This is a genomic window from Ruegeria sp. HKCCD6426, assembly GCF_057221115.1.
On sequence record NZ_JBWVBF010000002.1, the window covers coordinates 800,922 to 816,307 of the forward strand.

The window sequence follows — 15,386 nt, forward strand, 5'->3', positions numbered from 1 at the left end:
AAGCATCTCACCGTTTCCCCAACTCACACCTTGGGTTAATGTTTCGACATTGTGCTGCCGGATTGTTTTCCCGGTTTTAGAGATTGAGGAAGGTTATTCATGAAATGCGTCATTCTTGCCGGTGGTCTTGGCACGCGCCTTGCCGAAGAAACCGTGCGCATTCCCAAGCCTATGGTCGAGATCGGCGGGCGGCCGATCTTATGGCATATCATGAAGATTTACGCCGCGCATGGCATCACCGATTTCATTGTCTGCCTGGGTTACAAAGGCTATGTAATCAAAGAATATTTCGCGAATTACGTGTTGCACATGTCCGACGTATCTGTTGACCTGGCAACAGGTGAAGTTGAGCTGAGCCATTGTGCGTCCGAACCCTGGCGCGTGACGATGATTGATACCGGTGCGAACAGCATGACCGGGGGACGCCTGCGTCGAGTCATGCCGCATCTGAGAAACGAAGAAGCATTTTGTCTGACCTATGGAGACGGGGTCGGTGATGTCGATGTCACCTCGTTGGTTGAGTACCACAAATCCCATGGCCGTCGCGCCACCGTGACGGCTGTACCGCCGCCGCGTCGTTTCGGCCAATTGGTCACGCAACAGGACAGGGTAGTGGATTTCTCGGAAAAACCTCTGGGAGATGGTGGCCTGATCAATGGCGGTTTTTTTGTTCTGTCTCCTGAAGTCGAAGCCTATCTGGAGGATGATAAGACAATTTGGGAGCAGGGGCCTTTGCAACGCCTCGCAGCCGACGATCACCTACGATCTTACGCCCATCCCGGATTCTGGCAGCCGATGGACACGATCCGCGAACGGGAAGAGCTTGAAGAGCTCTGGGCCTCCGGTCGGGCACCCTGGAAGACCTGGGACAAATGATGAGCCCAAAAGATGTAAGCCACAACTTCTGGGAAGGTCAGCGCGTCCTTGTTACCGGGAACACCGGGTTCAAAGGTGCATGGCTTACGCTTTGGCTCACTCAGATGGGGGCGAAAGTAACGGGTATTGGTCTGGCACCGGACAGTTCTCCGAACCTGTGGGACCTGAGCACGCAGACAGAAGTTGACCATCATCATGTGGATATTCGCGATCGGCAGGCTCTGATCGATCTGGTGCGCGACACTAGGCCGGAAATCGTCCTGCATCTGGCAGCGCAATCGCTGGTGCGTCGGTCGTATCACGACCCTGCGGGAACGTTCGCCACAAATGTTATGGGAACCGTGCACCTGCTCGAGGCGATTGCGTTGACGCAATCGGTGCAGGCCTGCGTCGTTGTAAGCTCGGACAAATGTTACGAAAACGCGGAAGACGGGCGTAGTTTTTCCGAAACAGATCCCATGGGCGGGCTTGATCCCTATTCCGGGTCCAAGGGGTGCACCGAGCTGGCCACGAATGCGTTGCGACACAGTTTCTTTGCGCCTTATGCGCCAGGCGGCCACCATTGCCGTATTGCCTCAGCGCGCGCAGGCAATGTGATCGGCGGGGGAGATTGGTCGGATGATCGCCTTGTACCTGATATCATTCGCGGTTGCCTCGGGGCCGAAGGTCACGTCGAAATCCGCTCACCGAAAGCCCTGAGACCCTGGCAACACGTGCTGGAGCCTTTGCGGGGATACCTGATGCTGGCACAGAAACTTTGCAATGGAACGGATGGGGTCGACAGCGGGTGGAATTTCGGGCCGGACATGGCGGATGAGCGCCCGGTGATCGAAGTTGCGCAAGCGCTTGTCGGAGCACTGGGACAGGGGCGGATCGAGATCGATGCACCGGACGATGCACCGCACGAAGCGACGACGCTAAGGCTGAACAGTAATCGCGCCCGTAAGATCGGGTGGGCCCCCAAGCTGAGCTTCGATGATACGATAGAGATGGTTGCAAACTGGTATGCTGCCTGGGCACGAGGCGAAGATGCAAGGGATCTTTGTCTGGCTCAGATTGCTGAGTATGAAAGCAAAGGTTCGAATTCGTAATGCAAGACACACCGACATGCCGTCACTGCGCTGCGCCTCTGACCAGAACCTTGGTTGATTTGGGCATGTCGCCGCTGGCCAATTCCTATGTGCCCTTAGATTGCGCGGACGTTCCTTGTCCGGAATATGAGCTGCACGCGCGGGTGTGTGACAAATGCTTTCTGGTGCAGGTCGAAGATGCAGTTCCTGCTGATACGATTTTTTCCGCAGACTACGCGTATTTCTCTAGTTTCTCTGAAAGCTGGCTGGCACATTGCCGTGCCTATGTCGACTTGATCTCGGCTCGATTGAAGCTGGGCAACGATGATCTGGTAATCGAGATCGCATCGAATGACGGGTATCTTTTGCAGTATTTTGTCGAGCGTGACATTCCCGTTCTTGGGGTCGAACCTGCGGCAGGTGTCGCCAATGCCGCTATCGAAAAAGGGGTGCCAACGCGCATTGCCTATTTCGACAACGCGCTGGCCCGTTCAATGCTGTCCGAGGGTCTGAGGCCGTCCCTGATCGTTTCAGCAAATGTGCTGGCACATGTGCCGGATATCAACGACTTCGTCTCCGGTATCGCAACTCTGCTGGACGGGGACGCAGTTTGGACGGTGGAATTTCCTCACCTTCTGAATCTTATCGAAAAGGTTCAGTTCGATACGATTTATCACGAACACTATACCTATCTGTCGCTTGGCACACTGGAGACGGTCTTTGCGTCTGCAGGCTTGCGGGTGTTCGACGTCGAGGCGATGCCGACCCACGGCGGTTCTCTCCGGCTGTTTGTTTGCCGCACCGAGTCAAGCCGCCCGGAGCGGCAAAATGTTGAGAATATGCGCAAGCGCGAACATCAGGTCGGCCTGAATAGTGCCAGGGGATATGAAGGGTTTGATGCTCAGGTTCGATCCGTTCGGCAGGGGCTTTTGTCTTTTCTGCGCGCGGCCAAGGAGGGTAATCGCAGTGTCGCTGCCTATGGCGCTGCAGCCAAAGGCAACACCCTGTTGAATTACTGCGGCCTCACTGCTGAAGACATTGCCTATTGCGTGGACCGCAATCCCGCCAAGCAAAACAAGCTGCTTCCGGGGTCGCATATCCCCGTCAGCCCGGTTGAACGGCTTTTTCAGGAGCGACCGGATTTCGTATTGATCCTGCCATGGAACCTTCGCGATGAAATCGCCGGGCAATTGATAGAACTGGCGCGGAAGGGAACACAATTTGTCGTCCCCATTCCATCTCTGGAAATTTTCACCCCATGAGCCTGCGGATTCTCGTGACTGGTTCAGGTGGCCTGATCGGGCCCCATGCCTGTCGTGCGCTAAAGGTCAGGGGATTTGAAGTCGTCACTGTTGGTCGAAGCGCGCAGTGTGATATCGTTGCTGATCTGCTGGATGACCAATCTCGGCGCGACGCCATTCAAGCGGCGCAAGCCTCGCATCTTTTGCATCTGGCTTGGCTAGATGACCCACGCAATCGTTGGTTTGCGCCAGAAAACCTGGATTGGGCAGCGGCTACGATTAACCTTTTGCGTGAGTTCTCGTCCGCTGGTGGAGAACGCGCATTGTGTGCCGGCAGCTGCGCGGAATACAGTTGGTCACAAGACGCCCTGAGCCCCATGGGTGTTCTCAGCGAATATAGCCCTATTGGCCCCAGCAGCCTTTATGGACGGGCCAAGGCAATGACAGGGGAGCTTTTGATCAAAGCGCAGGCTGAACTTGGATTGTCCTTATGCTGGGGCCGAATTTTCTTTTGCTACGGTCCCGGGGAAGCACCGGGTCGGCTTCTGAGCGATATCACGCAGGGTATCCTGAACGGAGAGCGCGTGGCTTGCACAGATGGCCTGCAACGGCGCGATTTCCTCTATACGCCCGACTTGGGGGATGCGCTGGCGGCGGTATTGACCAGCGAATTAATTGGTCCAGTGAACATCGGCAGCGGATCCGCATCCCTTGTCTGTGATTTGATAATGGGCGCCGCCGAACTATTGGGGCGGCCGGATCTGATCGATTTGGGCGCGCGATCACGTCCAGACACGGACCCACCAATTATTTGCGCGGATACCAGAAGGTTAAACAGCATCGGCTGGACGCCTCGATATTCGCTGGAGGACGGCCTGCGTGATTGCATACAGCGAGAGCTGCTTGCCAAGGACCCAGATAACCTTGAAGGGGGGGGCTGATGCGCTCCGACAGGCGGAGATTTGTCGACTTTGTGTTGGTGGGAATGCTCAACACGCTTGTTGGCTACCTGATATATGTTGCCCTTGTTTATCTGAAAATTCCACCCCAGCCAGCGCTGGCGCTAGCGTTCTTCTTGGGAGTGCTTTGGAATTTTTTTACCCATGCCAGATTAGTGTTCTTTGACTCAGACACCGGACTGCGCCGTTTGCCTGGGTACGTATTTTGTTATGTGTTGATCTACGCATTCAATGCGTTTTGTCTTGAATTCGCGTTGAAAGCCAACCTGTCACCCTACGTTGCGCAGGCAATTCTGGCCCCGGTCGCAGCGGTTCTTTCCTTTCTGCTGATCGGCAAGGCGCTTACAGGGCGCTTCCCGTTTACAAAAGCGTAGTGCGCTATCCGGGCTCTTCATCAATGTTTATTCGCTCGCGCTCCACAACGATTGGACCGCGTCGAACCTGGTTATGGATTGAAGTCACGTATTCGCCGAGCATGCCGATAAAGAACATCTGAATGCCAGACAAAAAGAACAGGGCCGTGATGATCGTGGTCACACCGCGCGGTGCCATTTCCGGGTTCAGCAAAAACAACAGAACGTTCAGCAACGCAAAACCGATACAGAAAACTGAAATGAACAGACCGACAATCGTGCAAAAACGCATAGGCGCACGTGTGAACGAGAAAATCCCATTCAGGGCCTGATCAATCAGCATCGGAAAATTGTGTTTGGACAGCCCGCGTTTGCGTTCCTTCCACACGTAGGGAACGATGATGCGCTTGAACCCCAATGACGCGATCATCCCGCGGATATAAGGATACTGATCCTCATGCGCCATGAGCGCATCCATGACCTTGCGATCAAGTAGCTGAAATTCACCTACATTCTGAGTGATCTCAAAATCCGACAGCTTGTTGACGATCCAGTAAAAGGCTTTGCGTAGCGACCGCATGGTAAAGCTTTCTTCGCGCACCGTGCGTGCGCCCGCCACAACCTCGTACCCTTGCTCCCACAAATTGACGAATTCAGGTATCAATTCCGGCGGGTCCTGAAGATCAACCGGCAGCATGACCAGAACGGCATCGCCTGTGGTATACTTCAACCCGTTGAAGACGGACCTGAAAACGCCAAAGTTGCGCGCGTTGACGACGACTTTGACAGCAGAGTCCTTGTCCGCAAGTTCGCGTAAAATCTCGACCGTGCGATCGTTCGAGGCGTTGTCGACAAAGATGTGTTCGCGCTTGTATCCGGGCAGTTCGTTTTCGAACAGCTCGCGGACCACTTCATAGCAACGCTGAACATTGTCTTCCTCATTGTAGGCGGGAGACACCAGTGAAATGGTCTTCATATCAATTGGCTTGCTCGTTGATTGGCTCGCTGAATTATCCGGCAACATAGACGACAATGGCACCTAGCACCAAGAATAGGGTCAAATAGTGGATTTTGAGAAACAAAAACGTGCAGAATCCTGGATTGTCTTGAAATTTTTCGCATTATTTCAGGACTTCTGGGTCGGTTCGGCAAGCTGGGCTAAGAGTTATTTGCCCCCGGCATCCAATTTGTAGGGACGTGTATTAATGGGTTCGATGACCGAAAAACATTCATATTCTGATCCAGGCCCTGCCCAGATCGTGCTTATTCTGATACTGATGTCGCTACTGCCCATGATCGGCGCCTTGTTTGGTCATGGCAACCAGGTCGAACAATTGCCAATCGTTGCGCGGCTTTTGGACCCGTCTTCCATGGCAGGCGATTTCTATACCGATCATGCCGCCGGTTTTGGCCCGCGCATTTACTACGCACGCACTTTGGCCTTCTTGCACACGTTTCTGCCGATGCCGTTTATCATCCATTCGGTGATGTGTTTGTTTGCGTTCCTGCTGGGAGGCGTGACCTATCTGGGCGCGCGCCTTATCGTTCAGGCAAGCGTGACGGGCAGCTTGTTGGCGGCAGCGCTGGCCATTGCAAATGGCAGTTTTTCCCTAGGGCTGGCCGGCTATCTGAGATTTGACAGTTTTCAACCTGCCAATGTGGCGATCGCCCTGGCGCTGGGCGGGCTGGTCCTGATGCTCCTTGAACGCCCGTGGTTGGCGGTCGTTGCTTTTGCGGCAGCTGCCTTGATGCACCCATTGATCGGAACCGAGATCGCCGCGATCGCTTTTGCTGCCGTGGCTGGAACCAAACTTGTATACCCCGGGCATCGGTCTCGGCTGCAGGCATTGACTCCGATAGTAGGTGCCGGGCTGGTATTTGGTGTCCTTATGTGGGCGTTCTGGGCCTGGCCTGCCGGCGGGCACGCAGACGCGCCTCTTTCCGATACCGAGTTTTTCGACATTCTGATCGGTTTTCGCGCGCCCCATCATTACCTGGCATTTGAGTTTTATCGCCGCTCGTGGATCGAGGCCGGATTGTTTGTTCTGACGACGGGACTGTTTTTGTTTTGGTTCGCAAAACAAGGGACATTGCCGCAAAGTTCCACCCTGTTGCTTGGGCTGATCTGTGTGATTGTTCTGACTGCCTGCGCAGCCAGTCTGTGGTTTACGGATGTTCAACACAGCCGAATTTGGGCAACCGCTCAGGTGTTTCGTATGCTTATGGTTGTGAAATGGGTTGGATTTTTGTTGTTCGGAAAGCTGGTTGGTGACCTTTACGGCAAGGATCGGGTTCTGGCATTGGCGTGCGCCTTAATGCTGTTGTTGGCCAGCGCCGACGGACAATCCTACGCGATTGTGGTTGTTATGGTTGCCATAGTTGCAACGCAGCTCGTGCGTCACCTGTTTGCCGACCAATGGTCAGGGGTCATCGTCTGGCTGGGGCTAGGCTTTTGCATTGGCCTGAGCGTGGCGTTGGCCTGGCGTTACGGGATTCTTGTGCAGTCGCTGCGCGGCGCGGTGGCTTTTGTTCTCATTGCGCTTATCCTCCTACCTTCACGTCGCATAGGCGTGACGCTGGCTGTGATTGTCGGTGTCGGTCTGCCGGTACTGGCCTATTGGGCGCGCGGGCATCCGGCGTTGGGTCCTCTGGCGGGATCGATTTACACCTGGTCCGACCACACCGACGCAGAAGCGGATATTGCCCGTCAGGCGGGGGTTGTCAGTGCCGAAGGCTCTATCTGGGCCGTTCCACCGGATCACGAGAGATTTGGGTTGCTGTCGGATCGTGGCGTCATCGTTACTTTTACGGCCATCCCCTTCAATGACGCCGGTCTCGCGGACTGGCGCCGCCGTATTGAGGCGCTTTATGGCCCATTCAGCAAGCAGGGGTTTGGTGCGCTCAGGGAAATGCGCGCAGCGCATAGGGCCAACACGGACTGGACAACCGCCGCGCGAAGCATGGGGGCCACCCATGCTGTTCTTTACAAAGACACGCCTTGGGACAGGGCGGTTCTGTACGAAAACCAAAGCTATAAAGCCGTGGCACTGGACGCCCCTTGAGCCCGTTATTCTGAGGGAAGTGGAAAGATCGAAACAACGGCCTGACCCGGAGCGTCCAACGACACCGGATCCGTTCCAATGGTCAATGGAGGCAGATCGCCAGATATCACGCTCTTGTCCGTGTAGGTGACACCGTAGCGTCCGGCAGGCAGATTCCAGAGTTCAATCTGTCCGGCGCGTTTGGTGCGAATGACCAGAACGGTCCCCGGGTAAAGCCCGTCTTCGGGGTTTTCGAATGCCAGACCAAGATAGTCCGCGTTGTCCGTAACTGCCCCGATCCGCTGCGCCCCGCGTCGCACATACCGGAAATACTGAGCCAATTCGCGCCCCTGATGGGATAGCCCCACTTGACCGTCTTCAGGCGTTCCGTACAACAGAACGCTGTTGGCAGGGTCAGGGGAATCCGGCGGATACCGAGCAATGATCGAATAGAGCTGCCAGGCGCTGGCTTGTGCGACGGTCAGGTCCTGTATCAGATCGTCGACTTGCCCGTTTGTATATTCCAGCATCTCGACCCGAACTCCGTTAGCCAGGGCCGTGTTGCGGATTTCACCCAAGATTTTAGGACGCCGCCCCGCATAGCGATGATAGGACAGCGCTGCGGTGCGCGGCGCAACGCGGGGAATACTCAAGGCGGATTGGAAATAGCGAACTGCATTTGAAGCGTTCACCACAGACGGCAATATCAGTTCAGGAGCTATGCTGTGAGGTTGCAGACGATCTGCTGCTGCTGCGCCGGCCCGCCCGATCTGCCTGCCGCGCCAGCCATTGGTGTTTTCCGGTTCAAGAATGACCTCAAGCGCGTCCGGCACCATTCCATAGCGGTCCTGTAGATGGAACACAGCCTGGCTGACCAGTTCGGCATACTCCTCGGGGTTATGCGCCAGGCTAAAATTACTCAAACTTTCGCTGTCGGATCGGAAATCGACGACGCACAGATTGACATAAAGATCCTCGCCGCGAGCACGCAGGCGTTCTTGCAGAGGGAGGACAACGTTTTGCATTTGAAAGTCGAGAAACGAGAAATGAAACCCTTCGGGACTGGCCACGAAGGGGTCTGAATTATCGTTAATTTTATGATAGAAATGGGCTTTCATCGCGCGGTATCCAATTTCTCCACGCTCGAACTGCGACCAGTAGTCTATCGGATTTTCCATGCCGGACCGGATTTCGATCCGCACACGGTTAATTCCGGCGTCCTCGACCAAAGCGTCCAAGATACGGTCATGAAGCTGTGTGTCCTGGTACCAACTGCCGTCGAAACGATCCAAGCTCTTTGCGTATTCCCAGCCGCGCGCCAATACCTCCCAACCGTTCATGGTCTGAAAGCGCACGTCATTGTGGATCTTGATTGTCGCATTTTGAGCCGAGGCCATGCCACCAAGAGCCAGCAAGAAAGAAACGCACTTGAACAGTTTGAACATAAGCCACTCTCTCGGTAACAGAATCTATCAATACATCTTCAGATTAGTCCGATCTTTGGAATTCGAGTAGCTGGAAACAATCCCACGACTTCCAACAAACTGATCGCAAGTGCCCGGCGGTATTTGGATTTTCTGGCCTTGCAACTGGATTTCCGCTAGTCCGGTTCAGGATAGTTTAAGATAATTCGGTGATATGCGCAGATCAGTCTCGTTCGATCATCCACCTGTTCCCCCGGTCACGCGCGCGGAATTCCTGACGCTTGGCGTGATCTTGCTACTCGGCCTGATCTTGCGTGTGGTCAGCCTGAACGAGTCGCTGTGGTACGACGAGATCAACACTTTGACGGCTTATGTCAGGCTGCCGCTGGGCGAGCTTTTGACGACGTACGATAGCCTGAACAATCATGTTTTCTTCAGTCTCCAGAGCAAGGGTGCTGTTTCCCTTTTTGGTGAAAGCGCCTGGGCCTTGCGCCTTCCTGCTGTACTATTGGGAGTTGCCAGCCTGTGGGCCCTTTGGCTGCTGGGCCGCCGTGTGGCATCCAGACACGAAGCGCTAATGGCTGCAGCACTTATGGCGGTATCCTATCACCATGTCTGGTTTTCCCAGAATGCACGCGGCTATACCGGATTGTTGTTTATAGGGCTTGTCGCATTGGTTCTGGTCGTAGACGGCATGCGCAGACCAACATGGCGGGTCTGGCTGGGTTTTGGTCTGACGTTCGCCTTCGCGATGTACACGCATTTGTCAGCTGCGTTCTTCTACGCGGCGATCGGTCTGTCTTGGGCTCTGTGTCTGGTTTTGTCCCGAATGCGTGGCCAGATTAATCCCAAGGGTTCGATCATAATGCCGCTGACCGGTGCCGCATTGGGTATCGGAGTCACGGCGCTGCTCTATCTGCCGATGTATGAGGCGATGATCACGACGTTTTCGGCAGTTCAGTCCGGGCCCGAGGATGTGGTGCGCCAGCAATCCATAGCGCAGTGGAAAAACCCTCTATGGACCCTGACTGAAATCATACGCGGCCTCGGCCCAATTCTTGGTCCGGTGATGCCGGTAGCGGCGCTTGTCATTGGCGTGGCTATGTTTCGAATGTACCGCTCTACGCCAGTTCTGCCGTTGGTTTTGTTGTTGCATGTCGCGCTGACCATCGCCCTGTTGGTCGCACTGTCCTTCCGGGTCTGGCCGCGGTATTTCCTGAGTGATCTTGGACTGATCTGTCTTTTTCTGATCTATGGCGCGACCGGAATAGGGGATTGGATCAGCAAACGTCTTGGTCTTGAAGGCCTGCGACTGGGGCAGGGTTTGGCCATTCTGGGAATACTTTCAACCCTTGTGCTTCTGCCCAAAAACTACATTTACCCGAAACAGGATTTCACCGGCGCCAGAGATTTTGTCGAAAAAAACCGCAGTGCGGATGCGAGCGTGATCGCCCTTGGCTTAACCGTTTTGCCATATAGGGATTACTATGCCCCACAATGGGATGGGGCCGACAATCTGACCGAGTTCCGGTCGGTGTATAACCCGGACCGCGAAACCTGGATTGTCTATACCTTTCCAGCTGTTACGAAACGGCGCCATGCAGATATCCTGGATGGAATACAGGATGGATTCACCAAGGCTGCATTCTTCCCTGGCACGCTTTCCGGCGGGGGTATCGTCGTTTTAAGATCCAATGACCTCTGACGCTGGCGAAAACCGGGTCAAAGCCAGGCTCGCCCGTTTCTTTTCGCAATCGGGCCCAAAGTTCCTGCGCGATCTGTTTTCTCTGGCCGGAGGCCAGGCCCTAAGCATGCTGTTGGGGTTCATCACTTTTGCCTATCTGGCGCGGCAGATGGAGCCCGCAGCCTACGGAATGATCGAACTGGCCATTTCGGTTGCAGCATTTGCGATGATCGTCATTGAATGCGGTGCGGGAACAATTGGTGTCAAAGCGTTGGCGACGCGTCCGGGCGATGCGCAGAAGATTGCCAGCCAGGTGGCAGCCGCACGTTTCATCATGGTGCTTTTCGTCCTGCCGGTCGCGATGCTGCTGTCGCAATTTGCTAATTTGACCCCTGCCGGAAAGGCCCTTTTGTGGGTCTACATAGCCAGCCTGGTTTTTGCTCCACTGAAACAGGAGTGGCTGCTGCAAGGGCTCGAGCATATGACTCTTGCGGCGCTGGCTCGCCCGATCCGTTCGCTGGGATTTACCTTAGGGGTTATTCTACTGGTGCGACCGGGCAGTTCTCTGGTGACAGTGGGGTGGATAGAATGCGCCACACTACTGCTGGTGTCGATCTACTATGTCGGTGCGCAATATCATTTGCGGTTGCCCTTTCGGGGTGGATGGCCAATGCGCGATGCCCTGCGATTCCTGCGGGAAGGAGCAGCAGTCGGGCTTTCAAACATGCTCTGGGCTTTCATGCTTTATGCTCCGATGATGATGCTTGCGGTTCTGGCCGACCCGACACAGTCCGCGTGGTTGGGAGCGGCCCAGCGACTGGTCATTTCACTGCTTGCGCTAGGGTTCATCTATCACTTCAACCTTTATCCTGCGATCACACGCAGCTTGCACACTGATTTGGCCTTGTGGGACCGGGTGATGCGCGCGTCTGTGCATGTCATCGCTTGGGGCGGAATTTTTGTGGCACTGGTTCTGACTCTGTTCGGGCGCCAGATCATGGTCTTGGTATTCGGAGGTGCATATGAAACTGCGACTCCTGCTCTGATCTGTCTGGCTTGGGTGTTTCCGTTGCGATTGCTGAGTGGCCATGCCCGTTGGTCGTTGATCGCAAAGAATGAGCAGAACTACCTACTGCGCGCTGAATTGTCCGGAGCAGTGGCGCTGGTTGTTACGGGTATTCTGATCATCCCCCATTTGGGGGCTGTAGGCGCGGCCCTGAGTTTTTTCGCCGCCAATCTAACCAGTGCATGCCTGACGCAAGTTGCCATTAATCGTCGCGTTGGGCCGCTTTACATTATTTTGCCATGTCTGATGCCCCTTACCGCAGCATTGGTAGCTGTCGTACTATGGATCATCAGCGGAATGGAACCCAGTGCCGGTTTTGCAGGGCTGTCTTTCTTTTTGGCGATGGCCCTTGCACGAAGAAAAGTCCTTGCCGCGGATATCATTCGGCTGGCTTATTCGAAACCTCAGGTCGGCCGCGCGAGTTGAGAGATCCGCTAGTCCCGTAGACCAAGGAATTGCGATTTTGTGCATTCAAGGTGGCTGGTATGCATGGATTTCGGCTTGGATCTTCTTATACTTGGTTTCGCTCCAAGCTGTGTTGCCGTGAATTTTGATGAAGTCGAAAAAGTCCATCCGTAATTTTGTGTTCTGGTTGCACACGTGGTGCGGGCTCAACATAGCGCTCTATCTGGGCTTCCTGTTCTTATCCGGCACCCTTTTGACATTAACTCCGGAGCTTGAAGCCGTATTTGACGGCAATCGTCAGGCAGAAGGCCCCCGTGGCCCACTTCCGGTTGCAGCTATCTACGACAATATTCGAGCCGAATGGCCGGAAGCGCGCTTTGTGCGTATCGAGCGCGGAGAATCCGGTTTTGTGGCGGATTACACAACTCTGCTGACGCCGTGGGGAGAGCTTGCCGAGGTTTGGACAGACCCTCAAACCGGAGCGATCACGGGGCTGACCGGCACGCTTAGCTTCAAGGAAATCTTGCGGATTTTTCACGACAGCTTGCTGACCCAGCATTGGATCGGAACTCTGCTTGTTACCATAAGCGCGCCAATATTAATCGTGTTGATCATCACAGGCCTGGTCAGCTACCGCCGGTTCTGGCGCGGATTTCTCCGACTTCCGTCTCGCGACCTCAACGCGCGCGCATTTTGGGGCGGGATGCACCGTTTGGTAGCGCTTTGGTCGCTGCCATTTCTGGTGTTGACGGCCGCAACCGGCCTGTATTTTTTCTTGGGCGTGCTGGGATTGACGTCTTACTCCTATCCCAAACCCGCCGAGCCAGCGGTCCGCAGTCAGCCATTGCCGGACGGTTTCACTGGCGCGGATTTGCAAAGAGCTGTCACGATCGCAAAGGGCGAAATCCCCGGGCTTGTGCCTGAGGGCATCGAACTGCCAGCCTTTCCCGACCAAAGCCTGATCGTTCGGGGGCAAGGCAGTGCCTGGCTTGTGGACCAGGTCGATACAGTGACACTTGACCCCACAGATTTTTCGATTCTCGGTTCATACCGTGCGGAAGATTTAAGCGGATTGACCCGTATCCGCGAAGCGGCCGACACCCTGCATTACGGGACCTGGGGCGGTACTTTGACCCGGGTGCTGTGGTTCCTGTTCGGCGTCATGGTGACCGGTTTGTGCTTTTTTGGCGTCATGGTGTACGCCCGCCGCGTGACCGGTGCGATCAATGAAACAAACCCTGGCGCGTTGCGCGTTGTGTGGCGTGGGATGTTTTCGTTGAAATGGCTGTTGCCATTGGGCTTGATCATGGGGCTAGGCGCTGGAACTTACCTGTACGTTACCAAAACGGATCGCTGGAAACGTGTCCCCGCGTATGAACAAGCTTTGCAGGCAGACGGCACTGTTCGACTTTTCGCGCGCGGGAAGTTGCGGGCGGGCCAGATTCTTCCGCTTCGCCTGCGTGTCAAATCCGCCGACGTTGCCGAAGTTGACGTGACACTTGCGGGGCAAAGTCCGACGCCATTGCGGCTGGAGTCAAACTCGGAATGGCAAGAGGCCCATTTTGAAATGGCGGCCAGTGACAGCGACAATCCTGTGACAATCACATTGCCGGACGGAACGGTTTTGACCTGGTATCTGGGCCGCCCCGTCTTTTGATGAAATGAGGGGCAACACTGGCCCCAATTGATGACCGGGAGACTATTTGATTTCACATGTGATTTGAGTGCGGGGTAAATCTCAAGCGCTTCGGTTTATGTCTTTCCATGCTGCGCTTTGTTGTTCGGGTAAAAGAACGTAGTTGAGATTGTCTACAAGCCATTCCGCCTGCACCTCATCCATACTGAGTACGCGCGCGCCTTGGTCCAGGCTAGCAAACAACTGCTCCAATTTTCCATTTTGTGCGGGACAGAATTCAATCCCAAACGTTGGGATTTTCTGCGACAACCCCATAAGGCATCCATGGAAGCGCATTGCGACAACCGCGTTTAGGCGGCGCATCAAATACAGTATGCCGTCTACATTCAGAGGGGCTTCCAAAACCCGCAGGTCGGCTTCCGCGCCAACGTGTCGATGTAACCGATAGGCGGCTTCCAGATCTGATGCTCCAGATGGAACCAGGTTCACTGAGAAAAAGACAAACGTGATGGGTTGGGCACTGGACTGGGCCAGCCGGATCATCGCTTGGCTGCATTCTTCAATAAATCGATCTTCTGTTTTCCGGAAAACGTCTTGCGCCAGCTCGGCCCATTGTTGTCGAACGGGGTGAATGTTTATGCCAACCAGATGTCGCCCTTCGGTACCGGCCAACATTCGGTCAACAAACTGCTGCTCGGATGCTGCTAGTTTGCCGAGTTCCGCTGGCCGGCTACCGAGATATTCGAAGGCAGATTCGTCTCTGATGCTCACGTTAATGCCACTAAGCACCGGCGCCTTTGCCGATTGGTTTGTGCGCACCGAGAAAACAGAAGCGTGTAACGCGATCTGACGTGCCATCCAACGTGAAAGCCTGCGCTTGTATGATCCAACATCTACGTCGCGACCTATGAATGGCTTTCCCTGAACAGTTGCCAAGCGTGCCGCCTTGAGATGCATCGCCAGCGTTCGGGGCACGTCTTTTAATTGCCCCCCAGCCAAAACCAACCCGTCGGTGCGAGAGATTTCGTCCCGAATTTCCCGATGTCCGTAAGGAGCGACGGTCACTTCAACCGGAGTTTCAAGACTGTCAGCCATGCGTTTGGTGTGTTTCGGTCGGGTGCTCAGTATTGTGGCGCGCGTTGTGCCGAAATCTTGGTTGAGACCCAAGAGTATGCCGCCCAAAGTGGCCGCGTCACCAGCATGTTCTCCGCCACAGGCGCCGATAAGGACGACGGAAGGCAGTGGCCCGATATCAAGTGTTGGCCCCGGTCCGAACCCGAAGAAAGCCATCGTTCCATGTCGCAACAGGGATAAGCCATCTTGTAGTGCTGAAGATGGTTTATTTTCGACACGTGGCGTGGAATTCAGAAATGATTGGCGGAACTCATTGACGAATTCCGCTTCGCGCGCGTCCAGGCCCTCAGAGGGCAGCAGTTCAGGTTTCAACCCTTTTTCCGCAAGAAGCTGCCAAATGCCTTCAAGATTGAAAACAGTTTCTGGCGTGACCGGTAATTTTACGACCTGACCAGCTTTGGGATTGCGTAACAAGCTATCCAGCGGCGTCGTATCGCCACCTAAATACGCATGCACACCGCGCATCTGCTCGGGCGTCAGGATGATATCCGCCATGC

The 15,386-nt window shown here is 55.0% G+C and carries 12 protein-coding genes; 9 read left to right on the forward strand and 3 right to left on the reverse strand.

Translation table 11 applies throughout. The features are described from left to right. The first annotated feature begins 99 nt into the window (after nt 1–99). From rfbF to AC2TDA_RS08575, 5 genes are read left to right on the forward strand one after another with little or no spacing between them, the layout of a single operon-like run. Entirely contained in the window at nt 100–876 is a 777-nt protein-coding gene (gene rfbF, locus AC2TDA_RS08555) for a glucose-1-phosphate cytidylyltransferase (RefSeq protein ID WP_480845415.1), read from the forward strand. Next, nucleotides 876–1,967, forward strand: a complete 1,092-nt coding sequence (gene rfbG / locus AC2TDA_RS08560) for a CDP-glucose 4,6-dehydratase (protein WP_480877328.1) — start codon at nt 876–878, stop codon at nt 1,965–1,967. Before rfbF ends, rfbG begins: the two co-directional genes overlap by 1 nt. Next, nucleotides 1,967–3,208: a methyltransferase domain-containing protein gene (locus tag AC2TDA_RS08565; RefSeq protein ID WP_480877325.1), complete on the forward strand. Its 1,242-nt coding sequence runs from the start codon at nt 1,967–1,969 to the stop codon at nt 3,206–3,208. Before rfbG ends, AC2TDA_RS08565 begins: the two co-directional genes overlap by 1 nt. Next, nucleotides 3,205–4,128 carry an NAD-dependent epimerase/dehydratase family protein gene (locus tag AC2TDA_RS08570; protein WP_480877322.1) on the forward strand — a complete coding sequence of 308 codons (924 nt, stop codon included), beginning with the start codon at nt 3,205–3,207 and terminating at the stop codon, nt 4,126–4,128. The genes AC2TDA_RS08565 and AC2TDA_RS08570 overlap by 4 nt, the downstream gene beginning before the upstream one ends. Then, complete coding sequence (locus AC2TDA_RS08575) at nt 4,128–4,520, forward strand: GtrA family protein (RefSeq protein ID WP_480877320.1); 393 nt, start codon at nt 4,128–4,130, stop codon at nt 4,518–4,520. Before AC2TDA_RS08570 ends, AC2TDA_RS08575 begins: the two co-directional genes overlap by 1 nt. Nucleotides 4,521–4,524: 4 nt before the next feature. On the opposite strand, the gene AC2TDA_RS08580 is transcribed toward AC2TDA_RS08575, so the two are convergent. Further along, nucleotides 4,525–5,475 (reverse strand): glycosyltransferase family 2 protein, encoded by a 951-nt coding sequence (locus AC2TDA_RS08580; protein ID WP_480877317.1) that lies wholly within the window; start codon nt 5,473–5,475, stop codon nt 4,525–4,527. 229 nt (nt 5,476–5,704) lie between these two features. Between AC2TDA_RS08580 and AC2TDA_RS08585 the strand changes: the two genes are divergently transcribed. Beyond that, nucleotides 5,705–7,561, forward strand: coding sequence for a DUF6798 domain-containing protein (locus AC2TDA_RS08585; RefSeq protein WP_480877314.1), 1,857 nt, complete (start codon nt 5,705–5,707; stop codon nt 7,559–7,561). Between the two features lie 5 nt (nt 7,562–7,566). On the opposite strand, the gene AC2TDA_RS08590 is transcribed toward AC2TDA_RS08585, so the two are convergent. Continuing rightward, entirely contained in the window at nt 7,567–8,985 is a 1,419-nt protein-coding gene (locus AC2TDA_RS08590) for a hypothetical protein (RefSeq protein WP_480877312.1), read from the reverse strand. 193 nt (nt 8,986–9,178) lie between these two features. On the opposite strand from AC2TDA_RS08590, the gene AC2TDA_RS08595 reads away from it, so the two are divergent. The 3 genes from AC2TDA_RS08595 to AC2TDA_RS08605 all read left to right on the forward strand — a co-directional run bounded on the left by AC2TDA_RS08595 (nt 9,179) and on the right by AC2TDA_RS08605 (nt 13,776). After that, nucleotides 9,179–10,669 carry a glycosyltransferase family 39 protein gene (locus AC2TDA_RS08595; RefSeq protein ID WP_480877310.1) on the forward strand — a complete coding sequence of 497 codons (1,491 nt, stop codon included), beginning with the start codon at nt 9,179–9,181 and terminating at the stop codon, nt 10,667–10,669. Continuing rightward, nucleotides 10,659–12,140, forward strand: a complete 1,482-nt coding sequence (locus AC2TDA_RS08600; RefSeq protein WP_480877307.1) for an oligosaccharide flippase family protein — start codon at nt 10,659–10,661, stop codon at nt 12,138–12,140. Before AC2TDA_RS08595 ends, AC2TDA_RS08600 begins: the two co-directional genes overlap by 11 nt. 127 nt (nt 12,141–12,267) lie before the next feature. Further along, nucleotides 12,268–13,776 carry a PepSY-associated TM helix domain-containing protein gene (locus AC2TDA_RS08605; RefSeq protein WP_480877304.1) on the forward strand — a complete coding sequence of 503 codons (1,509 nt, stop codon included), beginning with the start codon at nt 12,268–12,270 and terminating at the stop codon, nt 13,774–13,776. Between the two features lie 81 nt (nt 13,777–13,857). Here the strand turns inward: AC2TDA_RS08605 and AC2TDA_RS08610 are convergent, their stop codons facing one another. Then, nucleotides 13,858–15,384, reverse strand: coding sequence for a polysaccharide pyruvyl transferase family protein (locus AC2TDA_RS08610; RefSeq protein ID WP_480877301.1), 1,527 nt, complete (start codon nt 15,382–15,384; stop codon nt 13,858–13,860). Nucleotides 15,385–15,386: the final 2 nt, after the last annotated feature.

Excerpts from the sequence above, each read along its gene's own strand:
- rfbF (WP_480845415.1), top strand. The coding sequence starts at position 100 with ATGAAATGCGTCATTCTTGCCGGTGGTCTTGGCACGCGCCTTGCCGAA.
- rfbG (WP_480877328.1), top strand. The coding sequence starts at position 876 with ATGAGCCCAAAAGATGTAAGCCACAACTTCTGGGAAGGTCAGCGCGTC.
- AC2TDA_RS08565 (WP_480877325.1), top strand. The coding sequence starts at position 1,967 with ATGCAAGACACACCGACATGCCGTCACTGCGCTGCGCCTCTGACCAGA.
- AC2TDA_RS08570 (WP_480877322.1), top strand. The coding sequence starts at position 3,205 with ATGAGCCTGCGGATTCTCGTGACTGGTTCAGGTGGCCTGATCGGGCCC.
- AC2TDA_RS08575 (WP_480877320.1), top strand. The coding sequence starts at position 4,128 with ATGCGCTCCGACAGGCGGAGATTTGTCGACTTTGTGTTGGTGGGAATG.
- AC2TDA_RS08580 (WP_480877317.1), bottom strand. The coding sequence starts at position 5,475 with ATGAAGACCATTTCACTGGTGTCTCCCGCCTACAATGAGGAAGACAAT.
- AC2TDA_RS08585 (WP_480877314.1), top strand. The coding sequence starts at position 5,705 with ATGGGTTCGATGACCGAAAAACATTCATATTCTGATCCAGGCCCTGCC.
- AC2TDA_RS08590 (WP_480877312.1), bottom strand. The coding sequence starts at position 8,985 with ATGTTCAAACTGTTCAAGTGCGTTTCTTTCTTGCTGGCTCTTGGTGGC.
- AC2TDA_RS08595 (WP_480877310.1), top strand. The coding sequence starts at position 9,179 with ATGCGCAGATCAGTCTCGTTCGATCATCCACCTGTTCCCCCGGTCACG.
- AC2TDA_RS08600 (WP_480877307.1), top strand. The coding sequence starts at position 10,659 with ATGACCTCTGACGCTGGCGAAAACCGGGTCAAAGCCAGGCTCGCCCGT.
- AC2TDA_RS08605 (WP_480877304.1), top strand. The coding sequence starts at position 12,268 with ATGAAGTCGAAAAAGTCCATCCGTAATTTTGTGTTCTGGTTGCACACG.
- AC2TDA_RS08610 (WP_480877301.1), bottom strand. The coding sequence starts at position 15,384 with ATGGCGGATATCATCCTGACGCCCGAGCAGATGCGCGGTGTGCATGCG.